This window comes from Streptomyces anulatus (assembly GCF_014650675.1).
In the GTDB taxonomy this organism is placed as follows: domain Bacteria; phylum Actinomycetota; class Actinomycetes; order Streptomycetales; family Streptomycetaceae; genus Streptomyces; species Streptomyces anulatus.
This window is the reverse complement of sequence record NZ_BMVK01000006.1, coordinates 155,842-179,542: the sequence shown is the minus strand read 5'-3', so window position 1 is coordinate 179,542 and position 23,701 is coordinate 155,842. Positions and strand designations below refer to the sequence as shown.

General features: G+C 74.0%; 20 protein-coding genes and 7 tRNA genes. 16 read left to right on the top strand and 11 right to left on the bottom strand.

The annotated features are described in order from the left end of the window. Positions 1-55 precede the first annotated feature (55 nt). The 5 genes from IE272_RS17255 (at position 56) to IE272_RS17235 (ending at position 8,868) form a co-directional block, all read left to right on the top strand. Positions 56-742, top strand: a complete 687-nt coding sequence (locus IE272_RS17255) for a GNAT family N-acetyltransferase (protein WP_050359417.1) — start codon at positions 56-58, stop codon at positions 740-742. Positions 743-886: 144 nt separating this feature from the next. Next, complete coding sequence (cbiE, locus tag IE272_RS17250) at positions 887-2,125, top strand: precorrin-6y C5,15-methyltransferase (decarboxylating) subunit CbiE (protein WP_050359416.1); 1,239 nt, start codon at positions 887-889, stop codon at positions 2,123-2,125. A gap of 333 nt (positions 2,126-2,458) precedes the next feature. After that, entirely contained in the window at positions 2,459-6,091 is a 3,633-nt protein-coding gene (cobT, locus tag IE272_RS17245; RefSeq protein ID WP_190007212.1) for a nicotinate-nucleotide--dimethylbenzimidazole phosphoribosyltransferase, read from the top strand. A 560-nt stretch (positions 6,092-6,651) separates the two neighbouring features. Further along, positions 6,652-7,980: a uroporphyrinogen-III C-methyltransferase gene (gene cobA, locus IE272_RS17240; protein WP_078961276.1), complete on the top strand. Its 1,329-nt coding sequence runs from the start codon at positions 6,652-6,654 to the stop codon at positions 7,978-7,980. Positions 7,981-8,049: 69 nt separating this feature from the next. Then, a complete protein-coding gene (locus IE272_RS17235; protein WP_050359414.1) occupies positions 8,050-8,868 on the top strand; it encodes a TrmH family RNA methyltransferase in 819 nt (272 codons plus the stop codon). A 27-nt stretch (positions 8,869-8,895) separates the two neighbouring features. Here the strand turns inward: IE272_RS17235 and IE272_RS17230 are convergent, their stop codons facing one another. Further along, a complete protein-coding gene (locus tag IE272_RS17230) occupies positions 8,896-10,227 on the bottom strand; it encodes a serine/threonine-protein kinase (protein ID WP_050359413.1) in 1,332 nt (443 codons plus the stop codon). A 616-nt stretch (positions 10,228-10,843) separates the two neighbouring features. On the opposite strand from IE272_RS17230, the gene IE272_RS17225 reads away from it, so the two are divergent. From IE272_RS17225 to IE272_RS17215, 3 genes are all read left to right on the top strand, one after another. Continuing rightward, positions 10,844-11,050, top strand: coding sequence for a hypothetical protein (locus IE272_RS17225; RefSeq protein WP_032791582.1), 207 nt, complete (start codon positions 10,844-10,846; stop codon positions 11,048-11,050). A gap of 261 nt (positions 11,051-11,311) precedes the next feature. Continuing rightward, entirely contained in the window at positions 11,312-12,331 is a 1,020-nt protein-coding gene (locus tag IE272_RS17220; RefSeq protein ID WP_056712276.1) for an aminoglycoside phosphotransferase family protein, read from the top strand. Positions 12,332-12,396: 65 nt separating this feature from the next. Next, complete coding sequence (locus tag IE272_RS17215; RefSeq protein ID WP_032791581.1) at positions 12,397-12,696, top strand: TFIIB-type zinc ribbon-containing protein; 300 nt, start codon at positions 12,397-12,399, stop codon at positions 12,694-12,696. Between the two features lie 114 nt (positions 12,697-12,810). Here the strand turns inward: IE272_RS17215 and IE272_RS17210 are convergent. From IE272_RS17210 to IE272_RS17190, 5 genes are all read right to left on the bottom strand, one after another. Further along, a tRNA-Val gene (locus tag IE272_RS17210) sits at positions 12,811-12,885 on the bottom strand. Positions 12,886-12,907: 22 nt separating this feature from the next. Beyond that, positions 12,908-12,979, bottom strand: a tRNA-Val gene (locus IE272_RS17205). A gap of 36 nt (positions 12,980-13,015) precedes the next feature. Beyond that, positions 13,016-13,087, bottom strand: a tRNA-Val gene (locus IE272_RS17200). A 1-nt stretch (position 13,088) separates the two neighbouring features. Then, positions 13,089-13,162, bottom strand: a tRNA-Cys gene (locus IE272_RS17195). 38 nt (positions 13,163-13,200) lie between these two features. Then, positions 13,201-13,273 (bottom strand) — tRNA-Gly (locus IE272_RS17190). A gap of 145 nt (positions 13,274-13,418) precedes the next feature. On the opposite strand from IE272_RS17190, the gene IE272_RS17185 reads away from it, so the two are divergent. The 3 genes from IE272_RS17185 to IE272_RS17175 all read left to right on the top strand — a co-directional run bounded on the left by IE272_RS17185 (position 13,419) and on the right by IE272_RS17175 (position 16,198). Further along, positions 13,419-14,477: a chorismate-binding protein gene (locus IE272_RS17185; RefSeq protein WP_050359410.1), complete on the top strand. Its 1,059-nt coding sequence runs from the start codon at positions 13,419-13,421 to the stop codon at positions 14,475-14,477. Continuing rightward, positions 14,474-15,295, top strand: coding sequence for an aminotransferase class IV (locus IE272_RS17180; protein WP_190007211.1), 822 nt, complete (start codon positions 14,474-14,476; stop codon positions 15,293-15,295). The genes IE272_RS17185 and IE272_RS17180 overlap by 4 nt, the downstream gene beginning before the upstream one ends. Before the next feature lie 63 nt (positions 15,296-15,358). After that, entirely contained in the window at positions 15,359-16,198 is an 840-nt protein-coding gene (locus tag IE272_RS17175) for a GNAT family N-acetyltransferase (protein WP_190007210.1), read from the top strand. A 96-nt stretch (positions 16,199-16,294) separates the two neighbouring features. Here IE272_RS17175 and IE272_RS17170 read toward each other — a convergent pair whose 3' ends face one another. Beyond that, positions 16,295-16,813: a DsbA family protein gene (locus IE272_RS17170; RefSeq protein WP_007450514.1), complete on the bottom strand. Its 519-nt coding sequence runs from the start codon at positions 16,811-16,813 to the stop codon at positions 16,295-16,297. A gap of 166 nt (positions 16,814-16,979) precedes the next feature. Between IE272_RS17170 and IE272_RS17165 the strand changes: the two genes are divergently transcribed. Further along, the gene (locus IE272_RS17165; RefSeq protein WP_050359407.1) at positions 16,980-17,456 is read left to right on the top strand and encodes a hypothetical protein; all 477 of its coding nucleotides are present in this window, start codon (positions 16,980-16,982) and stop codon (positions 17,454-17,456) included. Between the two features lie 167 nt (positions 17,457-17,623). Next, entirely contained in the window at positions 17,624-17,779 is a 156-nt protein-coding gene (locus IE272_RS17160) for a hypothetical protein (RefSeq protein ID WP_164494018.1), read from the top strand. Between the two features lie 36 nt (positions 17,780-17,815). Here IE272_RS17160 and IE272_RS17155 read toward each other — a convergent pair whose 3' ends face one another. Further along, positions 17,816-18,412, bottom strand: a complete 597-nt coding sequence (locus IE272_RS17155; RefSeq protein ID WP_057661657.1) for a CGNR zinc finger domain-containing protein — start codon at positions 18,410-18,412, stop codon at positions 17,816-17,818. 269 nt (positions 18,413-18,681) lie between these two features. After that, complete coding sequence (locus IE272_RS17150; RefSeq protein WP_003959770.1) at positions 18,682-19,095, bottom strand: SsgA family sporulation/cell division regulator; 414 nt, start codon at positions 19,093-19,095, stop codon at positions 18,682-18,684. Positions 19,096-19,285: 190 nt separating this feature from the next. Here IE272_RS17150 and IE272_RS17145 point away from each other — a divergent pair, with 190 nt between their 5' ends. Together IE272_RS17145 and IE272_RS17140 are read left to right on the top strand one after the other, a co-directional pair. Then, positions 19,286-19,741 (top strand): TIGR02611 family protein, encoded by a 456-nt coding sequence (locus IE272_RS17145; RefSeq protein WP_007450508.1) that lies wholly within the window; start codon positions 19,286-19,288, stop codon positions 19,739-19,741. Positions 19,742-19,796: 55 nt separating this feature from the next. Beyond that, positions 19,797-19,868, top strand: a tRNA-Val gene (locus tag IE272_RS17140). Positions 19,869-19,979: 111 nt separating this feature from the next. On the opposite strand, the gene IE272_RS17135 is transcribed toward IE272_RS17140, so the two are convergent. Beyond that, positions 19,980-22,595: an SCO7613 C-terminal domain-containing membrane protein gene (locus IE272_RS17135; protein WP_190007209.1), complete on the bottom strand. Its 2,616-nt coding sequence runs from the start codon at positions 22,593-22,595 to the stop codon at positions 19,980-19,982. A 139-nt stretch (positions 22,596-22,734) separates the two neighbouring features. On the opposite strand from IE272_RS17135, the gene IE272_RS17130 reads away from it, so the two are divergent. Then, positions 22,735-22,806 (top strand) — tRNA-Val (locus IE272_RS17130). 64 nt (positions 22,807-22,870) lie between these two features. On the opposite strand, the gene IE272_RS17125 is transcribed toward IE272_RS17130, so the two are convergent. Beyond that, positions 22,871-23,596 carry a 3'-5' exonuclease gene (locus tag IE272_RS17125; RefSeq protein ID WP_056703230.1) on the bottom strand — a complete coding sequence of 242 codons (726 nt, stop codon included), beginning with the start codon at positions 23,594-23,596 and terminating at the stop codon, positions 22,871-22,873. Positions 23,597-23,701 lie beyond the last annotated feature (105 nt).

Here is a 23,701-nt window from a genome sequence, read left to right as displayed (position 1 = left end):
GGTGCGGGGCTCCGTCGTGCCGACCCGCCCATGCACAGGGCGGACCCGATGCTGCATGCTGTGCTTTTACCCGGTCTTCGGCATGGAGCTGCGCATGACTACCACCTTTCCGTCCATCTCCATCAGCACGGACAGGTTGGTGATGCGCCCCTTCGAGATGGCCGACATCCCCGCGTACATCGAGATGATGAACGACGAGACGGTCACCGCGTGGATGGACGGGCCCACCCCGTACACCCAGGTCGACGCCGAACGCTGGGTCCGCAGGATCGCTCCTGCGGAGCGCACCGCGGGCCACGGCATCGCCCTCGCCGTCACCGAGTTCCTCACCCAGCGGCTCGTCGGCAGCGTCCGCCTCCTCAACACCGACTGGCGCACCCTGGCCACCGAGGTCCGCTACATCACCGCCCCCTGGGCCCGCGGCGAGGGGTACGCCACCGAATCCGTGCTCGCCATAGCCGAATGGCTCTTCCGCGACCAGGGCTTCGAACGCATCGAGCTGCGCACCCCCGCCGACAACACCGCCTCCCAGCAGGTCGCCCAGAAGCTCGGCTGCATCAGCGAGGGCGTCCTGCGCAACGCCCGCATCGCCCGGACCCGGACCGAGAACGGCACCGACGGCGGCTGGACCGACATCCGCACCGACCTGATCGTCTGGGGACTCCTCCCCGAGGACCTCGAAGGGGTCGCGGAGCAGCTCGCCGACGCCGGCGAGTACGGCACGTACAACACCTGGAAGTAGAGCCCGAGGCCACCCGGAGGCCCGAGGTCCGGACCAGGTACTCTCACCCCTGCCCGGCACCGCACGGGAAACGCCGCACGGAAACCCCCGCACCGCACGGGCGGACGCGCCCCACCCCTCCGACACCCCAGGAGACAGACGACGATGGCCGACCGGGTCACGGTGATCGGCTGGGACGGCTCGCCACTGACCAGAGCGGCCACGGCCGCGCTCTCGGCCGCCACGCTCGTCGCCGGCGCCGCCCACCACCTCGCCCTGCCGGAAGTGCCCCCGCACGCCGAACGCATCCGCCTCGGCAGCATCGACCTCGCCGCCCGCAGGATCGCCGGACACCGAGGCAGCGCCGTGGTCCTCGCCGACGGCGACCCCGGCTTCTTCGGCGTCGTCCGCACCCTGCGCGCCCGCGAACACGGCCTGGAAGTCGAGGTCGTCCCCGCCGTCTCCTCCGTGGCCACCGCCTTCGCACGGGCCGGCATGCCCTGGGACGACGCCCAGGTCGTCGTCGCCCACCCCCGCACCCTGCGCCGCGCGGTCAACGTCTGCCGGGCCCACCACAAGGTCGCCGTCCTCACCTCGCCGGGCGCCGGACCCGCCGAACTGGCCCTCCTCCTCGACGGAGTCCACCGCACCTTCGTGATCTGCGAGGAACTCGGCACCGACCGCGAACGCGTCACCGTCCTCACCTCCGACAAGGCCGCCGACCACGCCTGGCGCGACCCCAACGTCGTCATCGTCATCGGCAGCGGACCCGAGACCACCGCGGCCGGCGCCTGGATCGCCGGCCGACAGCCCGCCTACCCCCAGGGGATACGCGGCTGGGCCCTGCCCGCCCAGGCCTACCGGGCCGCCGGGGCCGAGCGGATGCAGGAGTCCGGCGAGGGCGAGTTCCCCGGCCTGCGCGCCGCCCAGCTCGCCCGCCTCGGCCCCCGCACCGGCGACCTGGTCTGGGACATCGGCTCCGGCAGCGGCGCCCTCGCCGTCGAGGCCGCCCGCTTCGGCGCGGCGGTCCTGGCCGTGGACGACGACCCGGCCGCCTGCGCCCGCACCGAGGCCGCCGCCCGGGCCTTCGGCGTCCCCGTCCAGGTCGTCCGCGGGCGCGCCCCGCACGTCCTGGAACGGCTGCCCGAACCGGACGTCGTACGGATCGGCGGCGGGGGAGTCCCGGTGGCCCGGGCCGTCATCGACCGGCGACCGGAACGCATCGTCACGCACGCCTCCAACCGGGACGAGGCCGAGGCCCTCGGCGCGGCCCTCACCGGCAACGGCTACACCGTCGAGTGCTCGCTGCTCCAGTCCGTCGACCTGGACACCGAGGTGTGGACCGAGCGCGAGAGGTCCGTCGTGTTCCTGCTCTCCGCGGGGCGTTCCGACCTCGCCCCCTGACCCGTTCGGCCCGGTGCGGAAGGTAGGCTGGCGGATTGTTGTACCGCACCCGGCCGTTCGTCGCTTCGTTCGTCAATGTCCGGAAAAGTGGACCGTTTTGGTCCGCACTGTGGTACGGCACAACCCGGGGGACGCGCAACGTGGCGCAGTCCACAGTGAGCCGTGGCAGAACAGCCTGTCGCGGCGGCGAACGGCCGCGAGAATAGGAAGCCCCGCGGGCGTTTCGTGCCGCGCGGCGAGCCCGCTCGTTCTTGATGACGAGCACCGGCGTGCCGTGGTTCGGCGTCCCGGGCGAAGGGCCGAAGGAGCACTGACGATGGGCGAGGGGTACGCATGACTGACACCGGCCAGATCCCGGGCGAGGGACTGCCGGAGAACGCAGGCATGGTGGAGCAGCCGGGCATCCCCGCCCCGGACGCGTACACCTTCCTCGACCCCTCCGAGCACACTCCCGAGGACGACGACCTTCTCCTGATGCCGACCTCCCAGGGCGCCTGGAGCGACCCGCAGGCCGCCCCGGCCCCCGCACAGGGCCAGCCCGCCGCGCAGACCGCGGTGGCGCAGCCCGCCGCTCCCGAGCACGGTGCGCCCCAGCCCCAGCAGCAGGTCCCCGCGCAGCAGGGCCAGGCGGCCCCCGCCCCCGCCGAGACGCACAGCACCCATGAGTCCGGTGGCCGCGACACCGGCTCCGTGGACCTCAACGGCGTACGCATCCCCGCGCCCGCGCCCGCACCGGTCGGCGCGCACGCGGCCGCCGCCCCCGCCCGCCGCCCGTTGCACCGTGGCCCCGCATCCGCCGAGGCCCCGACGTACGGCGGTACGCAGGGCGGCGTCGTGCGCTCGCTGGCCGACCGGGGCCCCGCCGGAGCCACGCGGACCGCGGCCCCCGCACGCCACGCGGGCCCGCCGACGACCGGCCCCGAGTACTTCGAGGCCCCGGCCGAGGACCCCTCGACCCTGCCCGGCCCGCAGCTGGGCGAGATCCCGCCGCAGGCCGGCGCCCCGTGGGGGGCGCAGCCGCCGCAGCCGGAGCCGGTTGTCGAGGCCGTTGCGGAGCAGGCACCCGCCGAGACGGCACCGCAGCCGGAACAGGTTGTCGAGGCCGAGCAGCCGGTGGCCGAGGCTCCGGTGGCCGAGCAGCCGGTGGTCGAGCAGGTTGTGGCCGAGGCTCCGGTGGCCGAGCAGACCGAGGTCGAGACTGCGGAGCCGGTTCAGACGGCTCCGCCGGTCCAGGCGGTTCAGCCGGCCGAGCCGGTGGCCGTGCCCGCGCCGACGGCGGTTTCGGCGGCCCCGATCGAACAGCCGGAGCAGCCGGTGCAGCCCGCTGCCGGTGCGCAGCCCGAGCCGGCCCCGCAGCCCGAGCCGACGCCGCAGGCCGTCCCGGCAGAAACGGTCGTTCCCGAGCCGGTCGCCGTGGAGGCGCCGCCCGCCGGCCCCGTCGCCGTCCCGGAGTCCGGGGCGGCCCAGCCGGAGGCGTCGGCGGAAGCACCTGCCCAGGTCCCGGCCGATGAGGTGGCCGCCCCCGGGACGCCGGAGCCGGTGGAGGCGCAGCACGGTGCCGCCGTGGCGCCGGAGCCCGAGGCCCAGGCCGTCCCGGTGGAGACCGCAGCCCCCGAACCCCAGGCCCCGGCACAGGCCGCGCCTGCCGTCGAGCCGGTGGCGCAGCCCGAGCAGGTACAGCCCGAGCAGGAGCTCGTCGAACCGGCCCCCGAGCCGGTCCCGGCGGCACCGGTGGCCGAGAGCCCGGAAGCCGTCGTGGCCCCGGAGCCCGCCGTGGCTCCGGAGACCGCCGTGGCGGAGCCGGTGGCCGAGCCGCTCGCACCCGAGCCCGTACAGCCCGAGCCCGTCGCCGCAGAGCTCGCGGAGCCCGTGGAGCCCGCAGCCCCTGTGGAGTCCGCCGAGCCCGTGACGCAGGGGGCGGAGGGAGCGCAGGCGCAGGAGCCGACAGCCCAGCAACTCCCCGTAACGGAGCAGGAAGCCGCCCCGGTCCCCGCCCCCGCCCCCGAGCCCGCTGTCGAGCCCGGCGGGGCAACGGAGGCCGAAGCAGCCGACGTGCTCGCGCCCGACGCCGAGGACGGCACGGGCCCCGAAGTCATCGAGACACCGGAACTCCCGGCGCCCGACCAGCAGGCACCGACCGAGGCGCCGCAGCAGAGCCAGGCACCCCAGCAGCCCGAGGCGGCAGAACAGCCCGAGGCAGCGGAGCAGCCCGCCGAACAGACCGAGCCGTTCACCCCCCCCGCCCCCGGTTACGACGACGCCGAACGGGAAGCGGTCCTCCGGGTCATGCGCGAGCGCCGGGACATCCGCAACGGCTTCCGCAGCGACCCGATTCCGCACGAGGTCCTGCTCCGGGTGCTGGAGGCGGCGCACACCGCGCCGAGCGTCGGCCACTCGCAGCCGTGGGACTTCGTCGTCATCCGCTCCGCGGAGACCCGCCGTTCCATGCACGAGCTGGCCCAGAGTCAGCGCGACGCCTACGCCAAGTCGCTGCCCAAGGGCCGGGCGAAGCAGTTCAAGGAACTGAAGATCGAGGCGATCCTCGACACCCCGGTCAACATCGTCGTGACGGCCGACCCGACCCGGGGCGGCCGCCACACCCTCGGCCGCCACACCCAGCCGCAGATGGCCCCCTACTCCTCGGCGTTGGCCGTGGAGAACCTGTGGCTGGCGGCCCGCGCCGAGGGCCTTGGAGTCGGCTGGGTCAGCTTCTTCGACGAGCGGGAGATGGTCCGCGCGCTCGGCCTCCCCGAGCACCTGGAGGTCGTGGCCTACCTGTGCGTCGGCTACGTCGACGAGTTCCCCGAGGAGCCCGAACTGATGCAGGCGGGCTGGTCCAAGCGCCGCCCGCTGTCCTGGGTCGTCCACGAGGAGACGTACGGCCGTCGCGCGCTGCCCGGCGCCGAGCCGCACGACCTGCTCCAGGAGACGATCTCCGCGATCCGCCCGCTGGACGCGAAGGCGCTCGGCGAGGCGTGGGAGCGCCAGAAGCGGATGACGAAGCCCGCCGGTGCGCTCGGCATGCTGGAGATCATCTCCGCACAGCTGTCCGGGCTCTCCCGGATGTGCCCGCCGCCGATCCCGGAGCCCGCGGCCGTCGCGATCTTCGCCGGTGACCACGGGGTGCACGCCCAGGGCGTCACCGCCTGGCCGCAGGAGGTGACCGCCCAGATGGTGGCGAACTTCCTGGGCGGCGGAGCCGTCTGCAACGCCTTCGCGGCCCAGGTCGGGGCGGAGGTCTGTGTCGTGGACGTGGGTGTGGCCACGGACCTGCCGGCGACCCCGGGGCTGCTGCCCCGCAAGGTACGCCCGGGAACAGCGGACTTCACGACGGGCCCCGCACTCGCCCGGGAAGAGGTCCTCGCAGCGATCGAGGTGGGCATCGAGACCGCCCGGGACCTGGTGGCAGCGGGCAACAAGGCCCTGCTCACCGGCGAGATGGGCATCGCCAACACCACCGCGTCGGCTGCGCTGATCTGCGTGTACACGGGGATCGACGCTTCGGAGGTGACCGGCCGGGGGACCGGCATCAACGACGAGATGCACGCCCGCAAGGTCGACGTCGTCCGCCGCGCCCTCGACCTGCACCAGCCGGACCCGACCGACCCGATCGGCGTGCTCGCGGCGGTCGGCGGCCTGGAACACGCGGCGATGGCCGGCTTCCTGCTGGGCGGAGCCTCCCTGCGTACGCCGGTGATCCTGGACGGCGTGAGCGCGGGAGCGGCGGCCCTGGTCGCCCGCGCCATCGCCCCCGAGGCACTGGCCGCCTGCATCGCCGGCCACCGCAGCGCGGAGCCCGGCCACGTAGCCGCGCTCAACAAGCTGGGCCTGCGCCCGCTGGTCGACCTCGACCTGCGCCTGGGCGAGGGCACCGGAGCACTCCTGGCGCTCCCGATCGTGCAGAGCGCGGCACGCGCGATGCACGAGGTGGCGACGTTCGACTCGGCAGGCGTGACGGAGAAGTAGCAAGGGGCGGGGGCGGGGGCGGGGGTCCCGGCCCCGCCTCGGCCCCCGACCCCGACCCGACCCCGACCCGCGGGCTCGGCCTCGCCCGGCCCCCATCCTGGCCCCGGCCCCCGCTCCCGCCCCGACTCCGACCGACCCCCGGCCTCGGCCCCGCCCCGGCCCCAGCCTCGCCCCGCCCCTGCCCCGCCCCTGCCCCGCCCCGACCCTGCCCCGCCCCGACCCCTGGCCCCGGCCCCACCCCTGCCCAGCCCCGCCCCAGCCCTCGCTTCGCCCCGCCCTCAGCCTCGGTCGCCCACCCAGCCCCTCCGGCGTTTGAGGAGCGGGGTCCGGGGCGGAGCCCCGAAAGCAGCCCGTCCGGCGCTTGAGGACAAGCGGGGGGCCCGGGGCGCAGCCCCGGTTCCGGGAAGGGAGGGGAAGGGGAGGGAAGGGGACAGGCCCGCCGCAGGCGCCCTCCACCCCGTATCGTGTTCCCGACCCAGACCTCAGCTTTCCGCACGTCACAGCCGCTCCACCGCCGCAGCGGCCCCTACGCAGCACCCGCACGAGGAGCCCGTACCGCCATGGCCGAGCACGCAGACCACGCCGACCGCGCCGACCGCGCAGGTCACGCCGACCGCGAAGGTCACGCCGACCACCCCGCGTACCCCGTCGGCCTGCGCCTGCACGGCCGCCGCGTCGTCGTCGTCGGCGGCGGACAGGTCGCGCAGCGCAGGCTGCCGCAGCTCATCGCCACCGGGGCCGTCATCACGCTCGTCTCCCCGTCCGCGACGCCCTCCGTCGAGGCCATGGCGGACGCCGGGGAGATCCACTGGGAGCGCCGCCGCTACCAGGACGGCGACCTCGCCGACACCTGGTACGCCCTGATCGCCTCCTCCGACACCACGGCCAACGACGCCGCCTCCGCCGAGGCCGAGCGCACCCGCACCTGGTGCGTCCGCGCCGACGACGCGGAGGCCGCCACCGCCTGGACCCCCGCGACCGGCCGTATCGACAACATCACCGTCGCCGTCCTCAACACCACCGCCCAGGGCCGCGACCCACGGCACTCCGCCGCCCTCCGCGACGCCATCGTCGAGGGCCTGCGCGACGGCACCCTCGCCGCCCCGCACCACCGCAACCACGCCCCCGGCGTCGCGCTCGTCGGCGGCGGCCCCGGCGACCCGGACCTGATCACGGTGCGCGGCCGCCGCCTCCTCGCCGAGGCCGACGTGGTCATCGCCGACCGCCTCGGCCCGCGCGACCTGCTCGACGAACTCCCGCCGCACGTCGAGGTGATCGACGCCGCGAAGATCCCGTACGGCCGGTTCATGGCCCAGGAGGCGATCAACCAGGCGCTCATCGAGCACGCCAAGGCGGGCAAGTCCGTGGTCCGGCTCAAGGGCGGCGACCCGTTCGTCTTCGGCCGAGGCATGGAAGAGGCCCAGGCGCTGGCCGCCGAAGGCATCCCGTGCACGGTCGTCCCCGGGATCTCCAGCACCATCTCCGTACCCGGCGCGGCCGGCATCCCGGTCACCCACCGGGGCGTGGCCCATGAGTTCACCGTGGTCAGCGGCCATGTCGCCCCCGAGGACCCGCGCTCGCTGGTCGACTGGGAGGCCGTCGCCCGGCTGCGCGGCACCCTCGTCCTGCTGATGGCCGTCGACAAGATCGGCGCCATCGCCGCCGCCCTGATTGCCCACGGCAAGGACCCGGCCACCCCGGTCGCCCTCGTCCAGGAGGGCACCACCGCGGCCCAGCGCCGGGTCGACGCGACCCTCGCGGACGTCGGCGAGCGCGCGGTCGCCGAGGACGTGCGCCCGCCCGCCGTGATCGTCATCGGCGACGTCGTCGCGGTCGGCCCGCACTCCGCACCGACGACCGGCCAGGACCGGCCGGGCGACCAGGAGTGAAGTAACCCGCGGTTACCTATCTCCATCCCAGGCGTTGGCACCACACACCGGACAAGGCAGTATCACCCTGTGGCAGATCTCATCACCGTCGACGACCCTGACGACCCGCGGCTGAGCGACTACATCGGCCTGACCGACGTCGAGCTGCGACGACGGCGCGAACCCGCCGAAGGCCTCTTCATCGCCGAGGGCGAGAAGGTGATCCGTCGCGCCCGGCAGACCGGGTACGAGATGCGGTCGATGCTGCTCTCGGCCAAGTGGGTCGACGTCATGCGCGACGTCATCGACGAGGTCCCGGCCCCGGTGTACGCCGTCGCGCCCGAGCTGGCCGAACGCGTCACCGGCTACCACGTCCACCGCGGTGCGCTCGCCTCCATGCAGCGCAAGCCGCTGCCCGCCTCCGACGAACTGCTCGCCACCGCGCGCCGGGTGGTGGTCATGGAGTCGGTGAACGACCACACCAACATCGGCGCGATCTTCCGCAGCGCGGCGGCCCTGGGCATGGACGCGGTCCTGCTCTCCCCGGACTGCGCCGACCCGCTCTACCGGCGCTCCGTCAAGGTCTCCATGGGCGCGGTCTTCTCCGTCCCCTACGCCCGCCTCGAAGCCTGGCCCAAGGCCCTGGAAGGGGTACGGGAGGCCGGCTTCCGGCTCCTCGCCCTCACCCCGGACGCCAAGGCCACCAGCATCGACGAGGCGGCCCCGCACCGGCTGGAGCGGGTGGCGCTGATGCTCGGCGCGGAGGGCGACGGGCTGTCCACGCAGGCCCTGATGGCCGCCGACGCATGGGTCCGCATCCCGATGGCGCACGGCGTCGACTCGCTCAACGTGGGCGCTGCGGCCGCCGTGGCCTTCTACGCGGTGGCCACGGGACGCCCGGAGAACTGACCAGGTCGGCCCCGGCCGGCCCGGCCGTCAGGACGCCTGCGTCGGCTCCTGAACCTGCGACGCCCGGTTCTGCTGCTCGATCCCGATGCCGGTCCCGGTGCCGGGATCGGTGCCGCCCAGCCCACGCGCCGGCCCCTGGCAGCCCTGCGCCGCCGCGATGCCCAGCGCCACCAGCAGCGTCACCACGACGAACACCACCAGCCGCTGACGCAGCAGCCGCGGATTGGCCGGCCGCCGCCCCGCCGAGGTCGTGCGTCCCCCGGAGCGGGTCCCCGGCCGACTGTTCGTCCCGGCCGGAGCCCCCCGCCGCTTCCCGGAACGCGTCGTGTCGCGCGACGCCTGCTGCGGACGCGAGCCACCGGTGCGCGGCGGTCCCGAACGCGCGGGCGCCCCGCGCCTGCTCGGCTGGGGGCGGGAGGCGGACGGGCCCTCCGAACGGCGGGTGTGCTGATCGGCGTACGGATCGGCCATCCGGCCGGTCGGCCGGTCGGCGTCCTGGGCGGAGCGCTGCACGGGCGGCCGGCTCTCGTGCAGACCCTGCGCCTCGCGCGCCGCGATCTCCTTGAGCCGCATGGACAGTTGCAGCGTGCTGGGCCGCTCCTCCGGGTCCTTCGCCAGACAGGCGCTGATCAGGGGAGCCAACGCGTCGTGCACTCCGTGGAGCTGGGCCTCCTCGTGCACGACGCGGTACAGCATCACCTCGGAACTGCCGTGTCCGAAGGGGGAGTCGGCCATCGCCGCGTACGCCAGCGTCGCGCCGAGCGAGAAGACGTCCGTCGCGGGCGTCACGGCCGCTCCCCGGACCTGCTCGGGCGCGAGGAACCCGGGCGACCCCACCGCCGTACCGACATGGGTGAGCGTGCTCGCCCCGGTCGCCCAGGCGATGCCGAAGTCGATGATGCGGGGGCCCTTGGGGGAGAGGAGGATGTTGGACGGCTTCAGGTCGCGGTGGACCACCCCCGCCTCGTGCACCGCCACCAGACCCTCGGATAGCGCCGCCCCGATCGAGGCGACCTCGGCGGCGGCCAGGGGGCCCTCCTCGGCGACCTTGTCGTGCAACGAGGGGCCGGGCACATACTGCGTCGCGAACCACGGGCGGTCCGCCTCCAGATCGGCGGCGACCAGCCGGGCCGTACAGCCGCCGCGGATCCGCCGAGCCGCGGACACCTCGCGCGCGAACCGCGAACGGAACTCCTGATCCTCCGCCAGGTCGGGTCGGATCACCTTGAGCGCGACCCGCTGGCCGCGCCGGTCGGAACCGAGGTAGACGACGCCCATGCCGCCCGCGCCGAGCCGCCGGTGCAGCCGGAACGAGCCGACGAGACGCGGGTCCTCGCGCCGGAGCCGCATCATCGCCATCGTCTGCCCATCCCCGCTGCCTGGTCCGCCTGACGAGGCACAGCTTACGTACCCCGCGCCCGGCGCGCTCAGAGGCCGCGCCCTCGCCGGGGATTCGATTGTCCGTGCCGGGCGGGACAGGTGAAGAGGGGTCAGGGCGCGGCGGATCCGGGCCCCTCGGCCGGCCGGTCCGCCCAATGAGCCCCCGGGCAAGGGGGATTGGATCATCGCGGGAACGCCGGGGCGTGGCCGTCACGGAGGCCGTTGCCACCGCCCGGGCGTACGGGATGGTGGTGTCCCGGGTGGACCCCGGCGCGGGGGCGGCCGCCCGCCGGGGGTGGTGGGCGTGAGTGAAGTCACCCGGCCGGCCTGCCCGCGAGGTCAGGGAGGCGTACCGGACACGTGCCGGACGGCCCCGGCGTCCCCTCCGGGATGACCCCAACCTCCGATGGTCCGTCTCCACCCAGGGGAGTACGCCGATCGGCGACGGCTCATCCTCCGGGAGGCCCGGGATTCGGTACGCGGGCATGACGCCCCGTGCTCGCCGGTTACCTAATGTTGAGGTCAAGCGGCGGGCGCAGCACTCGTCCCCCGAGGTCACACGCCCGCCGCTCCCCATCAGGTCAGGAGAGGAACCATGTCGGACACGGCAACGCGGACGATGGTCCGCACGCAGGGACGCAAGGCGTACGCCGCGTTCGGCGCCCGTTCGTCCGGCACCCGTCACCCCTTGGTGGCGACGGCGATGGTTCTTCCCCTGGCGGCCCTGCTCGCGGTCGTCTTCGGCGGCTGGGAAGCGGTGGTCACACAGGCGTCGTCCGTGGCGGTGATGCTGGGGCGCTGAGCGGCGCCCGGGGTCCGGAAGAGCGGTCCGGACCCGCACATCCGGCCAACAGCCCCGTGGGGACGGGGGTGCGGCGGACGGCAGCGTTTGTCCGGTCAGCTGGGGAGCTGACCGGGCATCGCGCTGCCCGGGCCCCTGCGTTTCCCCGCCGGACCGACGCGCAGCACCGCTTCCGGACCGGTCGGCCTCCCGTGCGGGCTCCCGCGTTACGCTCACGGCGGGTCCGGTGCCACGCCGGGCCGACCGCCGCCGGGGGAGCCGTTGACCACCACCCAGACCTCAGTCGTCCAGGACCTGGGCACCCTGGCGCACCGCCTCTCCCACCCCGCCGGGGCGCGTTGCGTGTGCGAGCCGCCGCAGGTCCTCGCGGACCGGCCCGACGGCACGGTGGTCCGCAGCGGCGCGATCGTCGCGAAGGCCCACGCCGCCGACAGCGACCACGAGGCGCTGGCGGCCCGGATCGCCCTGGCCGCCGCCCCGCAGCTCACCGGGATCCTGCTCCCGCCGCTCACCGCCCCCGGGCGGTCGCTCACAGCCCCGGAGCCCTCCGGCGGCCCCCAACACCCCGAGCCCTCCGGGCCGCCCGCGCCCGCCCCGCGTCCGGTCACCCTCTGGCCGCTCGGCGCGCCCGTCGACCCCACCGACCCCGAGGCGGCCCCCTGGGCCGAGGCCGCGGTCCTGCTCGCCCGCCTCCACCGGACGGAGCCCCCGTTCCGGCTCCCGGCGATGCGCGGACCCGCCAAGGCCGCGCGGGCCGTCGCCCGGATGCGTGCCGCCCTTCCCGGCGACCCGGCCGTCCTGCCCGTGCTGGCCGGCTGGCGGGCCCTGCCCGCCTGGGCCCGGGGCGAGGTCCCGGCACCCGCCCGGAGGTCCGGTTTCCTGTGCCACGGGGACCTGCACCTCGGCCAGCTCGTACGCCACCCCGCTCCGGACGGGCCCTGGCTGCTCATCGACGTGGACGACGCGGGGACGGGCGATCCGGCCTGGGACCTCGGCCGGCCCGCCGCCTGGTACGCCTCCGGACTCCTGGCCCCCGAGGACTGGTTCGCCTTCCTGGACGCCTACCGGTCCGCCGGAGGGCCCGCGGTACCGGCCGACGGGGATCCCTGGCCCGAACTGGACGTCCCGGCCCGCGCGCTGACGGTGCAGACGGCGGCCCTCGCCCTGGCCAAGTGCGCCGCGGAGCAACGGCGTCCGGACGAGCACGAACAGCTGATGATCGAATCCTGTGCCCGAATCGCTACGTTGCCGCCCGAGTTGGCCGCCGACCACGCGTCGTAGGGTGAACGGACCGCCGCCGGGCAGACATTCCGGCGACGGCACAACGAGGGCGAGGAGCCGAGCCGATGATGCAGTGCCCGAAGTGTCACGCGCAGATGAACACGTACAACCGCAATGGCGTTCAGATCGAGCAGTGCAGCGGTTGCCGGGGGATATTCCTCGACTACGGCGAGCTGGAGTCGCTGACCCGTCTGGAGTCCCAGTGGTCCCAGCAGGCTCCGCCGGCGCCCCCCGCCCCGCAGGCCTACCCGGCCGCACCTGCCGCCCACGCCCCCGCCTGGGGCGCGCCGCAGCACGGCGGCCACGGTGGGCACTACGGCCACCACCGCCAGAAGGGCTTCGGCCGGATGCTGTTCTCGTCCTGACCGTCTCCATCGCCCCTCCGTGCCCCGGCGGCCACCGCGCCACCGGGGCACGGAGGGGACGGACCGTGTACGACGAAAGAACCCCCGGTCGTGGAGACGACCGGGGGTTCTCGGTGGTGCGCGATACTGGGATTGAACCAGTGACCTCTTCCGTGTCAGGGAAGCGCTCTCCCGCTGAGCTAATCGCGCAGGTGCCCCTGCGTGTACTGCGTGCGCGATACTGGGATTGAACCAGTGACCTCTTCCGTGTCAGGGAAGCGCTCTCCCGCTGAGCTAATCGCGCGGGGATCCTTGCGGACCGATGATCCTTGCGGATCAGTGGACGATACTGGGATTGAACCAGTGACCTCTTCCGTGTCAGGGAAGCGCTCTCCCGCTGAGCTAATCGTCCTTGGAGGTGGAGACGGGATTTGAACCCGTGTAGACGGCTTTGCAGGCCGTTGCCTCGCCTCTCGGCCACTCCACCAGGGGTGGGGGCTCGGGAAGAATCCCCCACCTTCTGCGAGCGGACGACCAGGTTCGAACTGGCGACCTCAACCTTGGCAAGGTTGCGCTCTACCAACTGAGCTACGTCCGCTTGTCTTTCCCGGCCCGCTTGCGCGTCCCGGCGACGTGTTGAACTCTAGCGGATTCCTGGGCCAGTACAAAAACGCGTTTGTGCAGCGTGCTGCGGTGACCTCGCCCCGACGCAGGTCACCGCACACCGTCCTAGACTCATTCGCGTGTCCGACCTCGCCCCCTTGGCCCGTTTCGACGGCCTCATCGCCACCGGTCTGCTGGATGTGACCGACGATCCCGCAGCTCTCGACTCATCCGGCTTCTGGGCGGTATGTGCCGATTTTGAAGGGCGTACCGTCTGCGCCCGCTTCTCCGACGTGCGCAAGGAGGCGGTGCCCCCTCCCGTGCCCGGAGCGTGGCGGGGGCCCGCCACCGGGGACTGGGACTCCTCGCTGGACCGTGACGCCTACACGGCGGGCGTGCGGCGGATCCGTGAACACATCGCGGCGGGCGACGTCTACCAGGCCAACCTCTGCCGGGTGCTGTCCGCACCGCTCCCCGACGGCGGGGCCGGGGCCGACGTCGACGCCCTGACCTCTCTGCTCGCACGCGGCAACCCCGCCCCGTACGCGGGAACGGTCCGGCTGCCCGGCCACGGCGTGGAGGTCGCCACGGCGTCCCCCGAACTCTTCCTCCGGCGCGACGGGCGGATCGTGGAGTCCGGGCCGATCAAGGGCACCGGCCGGACCGAGAACGACCTGCTGGCGAAGGACCACGCGGAGAACGTGATGATCGTGGACCTGGTCCGCAACGACCTGGGCCGGGTCTGCGCCACCGGAAGCGTGAGCGTGCCCGATCTCTGTGTCGTCGAGAAGCACCCCGGCCTCGTCCACCTCGTCTCCACCGTCCGGGGCCGGCTGGCCGACGGGGCGGGCTGGCCCGAGCTGTTCGCGGCGGCCTTCCCGCCCGGCTCGGTCACCGGGGCGCCGAAGTCCAGCGCGCTGCGGATCATCGCCGAGCTGGAGCGGGCCCCGCGCGGGCCGTACTGCGGTGCGGTCGGCTGGGTCGACGCCGACCGGGGCACCGCCTCCCTCGCGGTGGGCATACGGACGTTCTGGATCGACCGGACCGGGCCCGCGCCGCTGCTGCGGTTCGGGACCGGGGCCGGGATCACCTGGGGATCCGACCCGGAGCGCGAATGGGACGAGACCGAACTCAAGGCCTCCCGACTGCTCGCTGTAGCGTCGGGTGCGCATCCGGAGACAGGAAGGACCGCGATATGAGGATCTGGGTCAACGGCGGACTGCGGGACGCCGACGACGCCCGGTTGTCGGTGCTCGACCACGGCCTGACCGTGGGCGACGGCATCTTCGAGACGGTGCGTACGAGCGAGGGGCGCCCCTTCGCGCTGACCCGGCACCTCGACCGCCTCACCCGGTCCGCCCGGGGGCTGGGTCTGCCCGATCCGGACCACGACGAGGTCCGACGCGCCGCCGCCGCGGTCATCGACGCCAATCCCGTCGCCCTGGGGCGCCTGCGGATCACCTACACCGGCGGGCTGTCCCCGCTCGGCTCCGACCGGGGAACCGACGGGCCGAGCCTCGTCGTCGCCCTCGACGGGGTGAACCGCCGTCCGGACAGCACGGCGGTGATCACCGTCCCGTGGACACGCAATGAACGCGGCGCGCTCGCCGGCCTGAAGACCACCTCGTACGCCGAGAACGTCGTCGCCCTGGCGCGGGCACGGAAACGGGGCGCGTCCGAGGCGCTGTTCCCCAACACCGCCGACCGCCTCTGCGAAGGCACCGGCTCCAACGTGTTCGTCGTCCTGGACGGCCGCATCCACACCCCGCCGGTGGCCTCCGGCTGTCTCGCCGGGATCACCCGCGCGCTGGCCGTGGAGTGGACCGGGGCCGAGGAGACCGACCTTCCGATGGACGTCCTCGCCGAGGCCGACGAGGTGTTCCTGACCTCGACGCTCCGCGACGTCCAGGCCGTGCACCGCCTGGACGACCGCGAGCTGACCCCGGAGATCGGACCGGTGACGGCGAAGGCCATGCGGATCTTCGCCGAGCGGTCCGGCGACGACCTCGACCCGTAGCGGGCCCCGGTCCCGCCCCGAAAAGCGCGTGACGGGGCGTTGCGCAGGGGATACAAACCTTTGATGACCACGACACTCCGGCCGTCCGGGCCGCTTCAGCAGGGCGCCGACGGCGCACGGGCCCGCGACTACGACGTCTGCGACAACGGGCGGCCCGTCGGCACCGTCGCGATCAGTACCGACGACGCGTTCGGCGCGACCGCCGGGGTGCTGCGCTCGCTCGGCGTCGAGGAGTCCCGGCGCAGACGCGGCCGGGGCACCATCGCCGCGCTCGCCGCCGAAGAGGTGCTGCGGGGGTGGGGCTGCACCCGGGTGCGGGTGGAGGTCCCCGCCGACAACGACCCGGCCCGCCGCCTCGCGGCCGCCCTCGGCTACACCGAACGCAGCCGCAACATGGTCAAGGAGCTCGGCCCGGACAGCGCCCCGCTCCCCGCCGGGCTCATCGCGCGCGCGATGGGCGAGGAGGAGTTCGCCGTCTGGCGACAGGACGCGGTACGGGCGTACGCGCAGGACTGGATCGATCGTGCGGTGCCGCCCGAGCAGGCCCGGCTCAAGTCCGAGGCCGACCACGCCGCCCTCCTGCCGGACGGACTGGCGACCGAGGGGGTGACCTTCCGAGTGCTGGTGCACGGGGGCGAGGCCGTCGTCGGCCATGTGTGGGTGGCCCAGCGGGAGCTGCCGCCGGGCGGCCCGGCCGGATTCGTTTTCGACGTCGAGGTGCGCGAGGAGCACCGGGGCCGGGGTCACGGCCGGACCCTGATGCTGCTCGCCGAGGACGTCACCCGGGCCTGGGGCGCGGACCGGCTCGGCCTGCACGTCTTCGCCACCAACACCCCGGCCCTGCGGCTGTACGAGTCCCTCGGCTACACGACGACGCGGTACAACCTGGCCAAGGCGCTGTAGCGGCCTTCCCGGCCGCTGCCGGTCTGCGGGGCGCCGCCGGGCCACCGACCGCGCCCCGGGCCACCGACAGCTACCGGGCCACCGGCCGCAGCCGGTCTACTGCTCCCGTGCGGCCAGGACGCGGTCGACGATCTCCTCGATCCGCTCGCGCAGCCCGTCCTGGCTCTTGCCGCCGTCCAGCCGCTCGTCGTCGATCACATAGGTGGGCGTACCGGTGACGCCGATGGCCTTGCCCTCCGCCTGGTCGGCGTCGACGATCAGCAGATGCCGGCCGTCGATCAGCGCCGTGTCGAACTCCTCGGCGTCCAGGCCCAGTTCCCGTGCCACGTCGAGGAGCACCGGCTCGCCCGTGCGGCCGAGATCGGCGGTGCGGGACAGCAGGGCCTCGATGTACGGCCAGCCCTTGCCCTGGTCCGTCGCCTCCTCGGCGGCCTGGGCCGCGGCGTAGGCGTGCTTGTGCTTGTCCAGCGGGAAGTGCCGCAGCCGGATCTCGACGCGGTCCCCGTACCGGGCGCGCAGGGCGTGCACGTCGTCGAGGGCTCGGTGGCAGTCGGGGCATTCGAGATCGCACCAGAGGTCGAGGACGACCGGTGCCGCGGGGGAGGAATCGCTCATGCGCCCAGTCTTTCAGGCCGGGCGGGCGCGTCCCAACCGGGACCGGGCCACCCCCTGGGGAGGAGTCCGGCCCTGAAATGTCCCTGAGGTGGACGACCACCGTGGCCCCGACGGCGGTCGTCGGTGCAGGATGGAAGGGACGTATTCCCTGCGCCTGGAGGCCCCGATGCTTGCCGAGACCATCTGTTCCGCGGCGTCGGCGGCCGGTCTGGGCATCGCCGCGGTGACCGCGTACCGCAAACGGTTCCTCGCGGCGACGAGGATCGCCGCCTACTCCCTCGTCCCGGTCGGGCTCGTGCTGACCGGGGTCGTCGAGTGGGTCGCCGGGATCGCCTTCAAGCCGAGCATCTGGCTCGGCTTCGGGGTCCTCGGCCTCTCCTGGCTGCTGTTCATGACCACCCGCGCCGTCGAGCGCCGCAGCGGCACCACCCGCGCCGAACGCAAGGCGGCACGGGCGGCCGGGCGGAACGAGGCGGTCGCCCCGGCCGCCTCCGCCCCCTCGCTCGGCGCGGGCGGCACGGCGGGACCCGCGGCGGCCGCGAAGCCGCAGGCACAGCCGAAGCCGAAGAAGAAGCAGGAGGCCGCCGCGCCCGGCGACGACTTCAGCGACATCGAGGCGATCCTCAAGAAGCACGGCATCTGAGACAGCGGCCGGCCCTGCGGGCGCGGGCGCTCGGGCCGCCGGTCCGAATGCCTGACGGCGACCCGTACGCCGGAGCGATTATCGATGGCCACGGGACGGTGAACTCCCGGGGGAATGACCCCGGTTGATCGCCAACCCGGCGGTGGGTGCGTCATGATCACCCCGAGATGGTGGACACTTCCCGGGGCGATGCCCCCGCACCCCCCGCCGAAGAGCCCCGCGGCTGTCTCTTCGCGCTCTCCCAGCCGCCCCTGATGATCTTCCTGACGGTGATCGGGGGTCTGCTGCTGATGGCCGCCCTGCACGATCTCTTCGTGCTGTGACGCGTCGCGCCACCGCGCGGGGTGGCCGCTCCGGCGTCAGCCCGCGGCTTCCTTGCGCCGGGCCCGGTACGCCGCGACGTGGAGCCGGTTTCCGCATGTACGGCTGGAGCAGTAGCGGCGGGAGCGGTTGCGCGACAGGTCGACGAACGCGTGCCCGCAGTCCGGCGCCTCGCAGCGCCGCAGCCGCTCCTGCTCGCCCGCCACGATGATGAAGGCCAGCGCCATGCCGCAGTCGGCCGCGAGATGGTCGGCGATCGAGGCGTCCGGGGCGAAGTAGTGCACGTGCCAGTCGTAGCCGTCGTGGTCGGTGAGCTGCGGGGTGGTCCCGGCCGCCGCGACGAGCCGGTTGACCAGGTCGGCGGCGGCGCGCGGGTCGGGCGCCGCGAAGACCTCGGCGAAACGGGCCCGGACGTCGCGCACGGCGGTCAGGTCCTTCTCGCCGAGCGTGCCGACTCCGCTGATGAGATGCCGCTCCGCGAAGGCGTACAGCGCGGCGACATCGGCGAGACCGTCCTCGGATCCGCCCTGGGGGCCGTCCGAGGGCTCGTCCCGCGGCAGCTCGTCCTCCGGCGCGGTGTTCACCAGATCGACCACCGTGTCGAGGGCGATCCGGGTGTCGTGAGGGATCAGCACGCTTCGCTCCCTGGCCTTCCGGCGGGCGGGCGCCTGCCGATGGCGGCTGACTCTACTGGCTCGGCCCGCCGGTGCCAGGCCCCGTGCGGGCCCGCCAGGGAGCGGAACGGGCGCCTCCGGCTCCTGGGAGGGGAGGTGCGGGGGTGGACGCACCGACGCCGTCGTCGCGGTGGATTCCGCGACGACGGCGCCGGTGTCTGCCCTATGCGGTTGTCGGCACGACGCCGTCGCCCCGAGTTCGGACGGCGTCGAGCGGCTCTCTGCCTGGCTCAGCTCTCGGCCAGGATGTGGGAGAGCTCCGTGTCGAGATCGAAGTGACGATGCTCGGTGCCGGGTGGAACCGCGGCGTCGGTCCTCTTCAGGAACGACTCCAGGGCCCGCGCCGGGGCTTCGAGCAGGGCTTCTCCCTCTGGGGAGCTCAGGGCGATGCATACGACGCCTTGACCGTGACTACGAGATGGCCAGACGCGGACGTCTCCGGTGCCGGTGGGCCGGTGCAGCCCCTCGGCAAGGAGGTCACGGGCGAATACCCATTCGACCGTCTCCTCCGCTCCGGTGTGGAAGGTGGCGTGCACGGCATAGGGATCGGCCGTGTCATACCGCAGGCCCGCGGGTACAGGCAGTGAGGACTCGCTCGACACAACGAGGCGCAGGTGCAGCTCGCAGCTGACCGTGGTGTTCATAAGCGCCAGGGCCTTTCGCTCAGTGTGCGCTCGGGGATTCGCACGTCGGCGAAATCGACATGCCACCTACGGTGGCGTTGTAAACCCCTCTGACCCATTTGTGATGCTTCGGGTCCCTCGCTCAGCGGCGTGTAACTTTGAGTTATGCGCCCATTCCAGTGACGAAGACGGGTCGGGTAAGTTGAGCTTCATGAACGCGGAGAGTGACGAGCGGAGCGAGGTCGCCGAGCAGGCGGCCCCGGCGTCCGCCACGGGGGAATCGGACCGGGCGGAACGCGAGCTGGGCTCGCGGGCGCCGGGTTTCATCAAGGCGTCGAAAGCGCTCCATCTGAGCTGGCAGGTCGGCGTCTTCATCGTCGGTCTCGGCGTGGTGGTCGCGGGTGTGCTCATGCTGGTGCTGCCGGGCCCCGGCTGGCTGGTGATCTTCGGCGGCATGGCGATCTGGGCGACCGAGTTCGTCTGGGCCCAGCTGGTCCTGCGCTGGACCAAGCGCAAGGTCACCGAGGCGGCCCAGCGGGCCCTCGATCCCAAGGTCCGGCGACGCAACATCATCCTCACCACGCTGGGGCTCGTGATCATGGCGGTGCTGGCCGGGATCTACGTCTGGAAGTTCGGGCTCACCATGCCGTGGAAGATCAGCGAGTAGCCCGGGGGACGGTCCAGGAGCACCGCTGACATGGGGTAATGTTTGCGGTGCGCCCGGGCGATTAGCTCAGTGGGAGAGCGCTTCGTTCACACCGAAGAGGTCACTGGTTCGAACCCAGTATCGCCCACCCGGACAAAGGGCCCGGGAGACGGAATCCGTCTCCCGGGCCCTTTGCGTTGCCCGTCGGGCCCCGGCCCGGGGGCCGCCGCGATCAGCGTGCCCCCGGACCGGGTGTGGCTCACCGCATCCGCCCCAGCGCGTCCTTCAGCCGACGGGCGTCGCGCAGCCGCTGCTCGTACGTCGCTCCGACCACCAGCAACAGCAGCCCGGCCAGGGCCGGCGGCAGCCAGCGGGGGAGAGCCCCCGCGACCTGCGCCACGTACGGCGCCAGCTCGTGCAGCCCGTCCAGCGCCAGCACCACCCCGCCGAGCACCAGCAGCGCCTGGAGGCGGTGGCGCGCGCCCAGCAGCGTGATCACCAGGGCCGCCACCCCCAGCAGCAGCGGCCGGAGCCAGTCCGCGTCGGTCCAGGCCACCGCCAGGCTCGGCAGCAGCGTCGCCGCGAGCCCCGGCCCGTACGCCGTCCACGAGGACGCCTCCGGGTCCCCACGCCGCCGCAGTACCCCGACCACCAGCGCGGGCACGCTCACCGGCAGCGTGTACGCCTCCGGGAACGACACCTCCGAGGCCGCCAGCCGCACCCACGTGGCCAGCACGAACAGTGCCGCCGCCAGATAACCCGCCACCGGCCGCCGCTCCGGCCGCACCGCCACGCCCGCCGCCAGCACCCCGCACAGGGCCAGCACCAGGGCCAGGAACGGCGCGTCGGACACCGCGAGCCCCACGGCGACCAGCGCACCCAGCGCGCCGGTCAGCTCCACCGGCAACGCCACCGGGTTCCGCCGCAGCCGTGCCCCGAGCAGCACCGTCAGCGCGGGCACCAGCAGTACCAGCGGAGCGGCCTCGTGCGGGTCCAGGTCCAGGGACCGGCCCGCGAACCCCGTGAGCACGGTGCCCCAGACCACCGAGGCGACCGCGAACACCGCACGCGGCACCTCGGCCCCCACCCGGACCGCCGCCCCGGCGAACAGCACCGTCAGCGCGCCGAACACCGCGTAGGCGGCCCCCTCGGACGCCAGCGACAGCAGCCCGACGCTCACCGCCCCGGACACCGCCCCCACCAGCGCGGTCACCGGCACCGCCGGTGCGCCCCGGCCGCTCCCGGCGCCCCGGACCGCCAGCGCGAGCAGCCCGCCCACCAGAGCCGTCTCCCCGGCCACCGCGACCGCGTAGGGCACATCCAGCACGACCCCGGCCAGCAGCAGCGCACCCCAGCCCAGAGCCAGCGCCCCCGCACCGGCGGCCCCGCGCAGAGCCGCCCCGGAAGGCCGCCCGCGGGCACCGGCCCCAGCGACGGTGTACCAGGGCGCCCCGGCGCCGGGCGGCGCCGTCCAGGCCGCGCCCGGCGTACCCGCCGCGCTCGACGCCGCGTCCGGCTTCGGCGTCTCCTCCCGGGCGCCCAACGGCGCCACGATCCGCACGACCGAGGGCCACCACCGGTACGCCGACCCCAGCAGCCCGGCCACCAGCGCGAGCACCACCGGGGCCGCCGCCAGCTCCGACCACGGCAGCGTCGACCCCAGCGCGGACCGGAAGCCCTCCGGGGACCCCGCCCACACGTCCGACAGCAGCGTCACCGGACCCAGCAGCACCGCCGCGAGCGACGGCAGCGCCCACACCAGGGCGCCGGCCACCACCGCCCCGGACGCCGCCAGCACCCCGCGCGCCGCGTCCCTCGGCAGCCCCGCCCGTACGACCCCGGTCAGGGCGAGGCCGCACAGCAGATACGCGAGCACCCGCCAGCCGTCCGACAGCGCAGCGGCCGGTACGCCGCCCACCGCGGCCACCGCCGCGAGGCCCGCCACCACACCGCCCGTCCGCGCGAACCCCTTCGGCGCGCGCCACGCCCCGGCCAGGGCGGCTGCCGCCGCTGCCAGCAGCAGCGCCCCCGGCGCCGCCGCCCCGAGCGGCCCGGAGGCCGTCGTGGACAGCGCCAGGCCCACCATCAGCGCCGAGAAGCCCATCGCCGACCCGCCGACGCACGCCGTGACCCGCACCCCGGGGCCCTTGCCCCACCGTGCGATCACTCCGTCCAGCACCGCCGTCGCCAGCAGCGCCCACCCGACCACCAGCGCCGGTGCGCCCGCGGCCCACGCCCAGAACAGCAGCGGCCACTGGGCCATCACCACGGCGGCCGGCAACGGCAGGCGCAGCTTGCCCAGCGCCAGCCCGTACGCCGTCCACAGCACCGCGAGCACCGCCGACGCGACGGCCGTGAAGCCGAGCCCGTCCGTGTCGGGCGCGGCCACCGCATGGACCGCGTAGACGTCCAGCAGCGTCAGCACCAGCGCCAGGGCCGCCAGCGCCTCGGCGGTGGCCGCCAGGCCCCGGCGCAGCAGCACCGCCGGGGCGATCAGCGCGCCCAGGGTCACCGCGGCCAGCACGGCCGACCGGCCGCCGATCCCCATCGAACCCCAGCTCACCAGCGTGAACGCGACGGCCGCGACCGCCAACAGCAGACCGCCCAGCGTCAGCAGGACGTTCTGCGCGCTGCGCGGGGCGGACGGCTGCTTCGGCATATAGCCCCACGGCTGCGCCGGAGTACCCGGCCGACCGGACGGAGGCGCGCCCCAGGCCGACGGGTTCCAGCCCGGGGCGGCCGTCGGCGCGGGCGGTCGCAGCGCGGCGAGCAGCCAGGCGCGCCGGGTCAGCAGCTGGGCCCGGCGGGCGTCCAGCTCGGCCAGTTCTCGGTCGAGGCGGGCCAGTTCCTCGGCGGGCGGGGGCACATGTTCCATGTACGGGAGTGTGGCCCCGGCCACACAACCCGTACATGCGCTCGGATACTCACTTCCCGGCCGCGGCTCCCTGAGTAGGGCCCGACCGGAAGGAGTTTGAACGAAGCCCGCGGAGCCCTGTATGGTTCAACCCGTTCCCGGGCGATTAGCTCAGTGGGAGAGCGCTTCGTTCACACCGAAGAGGTCACTGGTTCGAACCCAGTATCGCCCACCGGGGAAAGCCGGTCCGCAGCATCACGCGGACCGGCTTTCGCATTCCCCCACCCCTCGATCCCTCAGGCCGCCGCGGGCAGTTCCGGGCGCAGCGGCCACGCCGGATCCACCCTCTCCGGAGTCCCGCTCTTCGCGAACCACGCCTCCAGGCCACGCGCCTGGGCCGCGTGCCAGGTCGCCTGCAGGGCGTGCAGCTCGGACGGCGACAGCCGCTCCAGCCGGGTCGAGAAGCGCCGGCACACCGCCCGCACCAGCTCCAGCGAAGCCGTCGCGTCGGCCGCCGCGTCATGGGCTCCGTCGAGCACCACCTCGTAACTCGCGCACAGATCCGTGAGCGTCCGGCGGCCCTTGCGGTAGCGGTCCAGATGCTTGTCCAGCACCCTCGGGTCCACCACCCGCATCGGCACCCCGTCGAGATACCCGGCCAGCGACGACGCCCGATGCCGCTTCAGCTCCCGGTCCAGCAGCGTCAGATCGAAGGGAGCGTTCATCACGACCAGCGGCCGGCCCGTCGCACAGCTCTCCGCCAGGGCCCGGGCTATCTCGTCCATCACCGGGGCGGGCCAACGCCCGTTGCGCTGAAGGTGATCGTCGGTCAGACCGTGGATCTCGGTCGCCCCCGGCGGGACCGGAACCCCCGGATTGACCAGCCAGCGCGTGACGCGGACGCGACCGCCCGCGGTGTCCTGCGCGACGAGAGCGGCCGAAACGATCCGGTCCCGCTCGACGTCCACGCCCGTCGTCTCCGTGTCAAAAGCGGCCAGTGGCCCCTCGAACCAGTGCATCATCCCCGAACTCCTCGCACCCGCACGGCAGATGGAGTGATTCCTCTGCCCGATATCGGTGATACCCGGGCTGTTTGCCTGATACGCCGTTTGCGGGCGGTCCGATGC

What these genes read in the sequence shown, in the direction of transcription:
- IE272_RS17255 (WP_050359417.1), top strand. Translation starts at nt 56, where the DNA reads ATGCTGTGCTTTTACCCGGTCTTCGGCATGGAGCTGCGCATGACTACC.
- cbiE (WP_050359416.1), top strand. Translation starts at nt 887, where the DNA reads ATGGCCGACCGGGTCACGGTGATCGGCTGGGACGGCTCGCCACTGACC.
- cobT (WP_190007212.1), top strand. Translation starts at nt 2,459, where the DNA reads ATGACTGACACCGGCCAGATCCCGGGCGAGGGACTGCCGGAGAACGCA.
- cobA (WP_078961276.1), top strand. Translation starts at nt 6,652, where the DNA reads ATGGCCGAGCACGCAGACCACGCCGACCGCGCCGACCGCGCAGGTCAC.
- IE272_RS17230 (WP_050359413.1), bottom strand. Translation starts at nt 10,227, where the DNA reads ATGGCGATGATGCGGCTCCGGCGCGAGGACCCGCGTCTCGTCGGCTCG.
- IE272_RS17225 (WP_032791582.1), top strand. Translation starts at nt 10,844, where the DNA reads ATGTCGGACACGGCAACGCGGACGATGGTCCGCACGCAGGGACGCAAG.
- IE272_RS17215 (WP_032791581.1), top strand. Translation starts at nt 12,397, where the DNA reads ATGATGCAGTGCCCGAAGTGTCACGCGCAGATGAACACGTACAACCGC.
- IE272_RS17180 (WP_190007211.1), top strand. Translation starts at nt 14,474, where the DNA reads ATGAGGATCTGGGTCAACGGCGGACTGCGGGACGCCGACGACGCCCGG.
- IE272_RS17175 (WP_190007210.1), top strand. Translation starts at nt 15,359, where the DNA reads ATGACCACGACACTCCGGCCGTCCGGGCCGCTTCAGCAGGGCGCCGAC.
- IE272_RS17170 (WP_007450514.1), bottom strand. Translation starts at nt 16,813, where the DNA reads ATGAGCGATTCCTCCCCCGCGGCACCGGTCGTCCTCGACCTCTGGTGC.
- IE272_RS17165 (WP_050359407.1), top strand. Translation starts at nt 16,980, where the DNA reads ATGCTTGCCGAGACCATCTGTTCCGCGGCGTCGGCGGCCGGTCTGGGC.
- IE272_RS17160 (WP_164494018.1), top strand. Translation starts at nt 17,624, where the DNA reads ATGGTGGACACTTCCCGGGGCGATGCCCCCGCACCCCCCGCCGAAGAG.
- IE272_RS17150 (WP_003959770.1), bottom strand. Translation starts at nt 19,095, where the DNA reads ATGAACACCACGGTCAGCTGCGAGCTGCACCTGCGCCTCGTTGTGTCG.
- IE272_RS17145 (WP_007450508.1), top strand. Translation starts at nt 19,286, where the DNA reads ATGAACGCGGAGAGTGACGAGCGGAGCGAGGTCGCCGAGCAGGCGGCC.
- IE272_RS17135 (WP_190007209.1), bottom strand. Translation starts at nt 22,595, where the DNA reads ATGGAACATGTGCCCCCGCCCGCCGAGGAACTGGCCCGCCTCGACCGA.
- IE272_RS17125 (WP_056703230.1), bottom strand. Translation starts at nt 23,596, where the DNA reads ATGATGCACTGGTTCGAGGGGCCACTGGCCGCTTTTGACACGGAGACG.